Source organism: Hydrogenivirga sp. 128-5-R1-1, assembly GCF_000171895.1.
In genome coordinates, this window is sequence record NZ_ABHJ01000491.1 from 1 (window position 1) to 1,126 (window position 1,126).

Annotated in this window: 1 protein-coding gene and 1 pseudogene; both read left to right on the forward strand. The window is 31.8% G+C overall.

The genetic code is table 11. From position 1 onward, the window contains the following. Window positions 1–229: pseudogene (locus HG1285_RS20125) on the forward strand (ABC transporter ATP-binding protein); the annotation flags it as partial. A 60-nt stretch (window positions 230–289) separates the two neighbouring features. Then, window positions 290–1,126 (forward strand): nitrate- and nitrite sensing domain-containing protein (locus HG1285_RS00430; RefSeq protein WP_008289665.1); only part of this gene is annotated, 837 nt, incomplete at its 3' end.

Here is a 1,126-nt window from a genome sequence, read left to right on the forward strand (position 1 = left end):
CCTTGATACCCATACAGAATATAAACTATTTAAAGCATTGCAAAAATATCTTGAGAAAAAAACAGCAATTATCATCGCCCATAGATTATCCACTGTTCAACAGGCAGATTATATCTATGTCCTTGATAAAGGGGAAATAGTAGAAGAAGGAACCCATCAGGAGCTTATGGAAAGAGAAGGCCTTTATAACCAATACATGAGGAAATATTTTTCTACAGAAACACTATAAAAATTTGGTAATTTACCGAAAATTATTAGGATAGATAAAAAAATATTAATGGAGGTATGAATGAAATTTTTATCTAACATGACCATTAAAATGAAAGTTTTAATTCTTTCTGTAATTCCTCTTCTTGCTATTCTAATTTACACCTCCATTTTTTTGTATGACCATTACAAAAGCTATTCCGAATCTCAAATCATTGAAAACAGTGTTCATCTGGCAACAAAAATATCTGCTGTTGTCCATGAACTTCAAAAAGAAAGAGGACGAACGGCAGGTTATCTTGGAAGTGGTGGAAAAAAGTTCAAATTTGAACTGCAACAACAAAGACAATTAACAGACCAAAAAATAAATCAGCTCAAAAGTTACCTAAATCAAGTTGATAAAGATGAAATTCCACAATCTACATATACAAAACTTCAAACGGCTTTATCTGAATTGAATAGATTAAATCTAATAAGGTCTCAGGTGGATAGTCTAAGTATTCCTGTAGAAGAGGCCATTAATTATTACACAAATCTAAATAAACTATTCTTGGAAACAATAGGTTCATTTGCCAAAAATAGTTCTGATGCCACTATAACAAAGGAACTTACAGCATACACAGATTTTCTTTTTGCTAAAGAAAGGATGGGAATTGAAAGAGCTGTTTTATCTGCAGTTTTTGCAGAAAATAGTTTTACACCTGCGCTTTATACCAAATTCATTTCACTTTTAAGTGAACAAAAGGCATTCCTAACTGCATTTAAAATAATAGCCCCTGATGATTTTCTCCAAAAATATCAGCAAATTGTTAGCGGCCATGTAGTTGAAGAAGTCAAAAAAATGGAAAAAATCGCTATTCAAAAAGCAAACGAGGGAAATTTTGGGATAGATCCAGCATATTGGTTTGATACTATCACA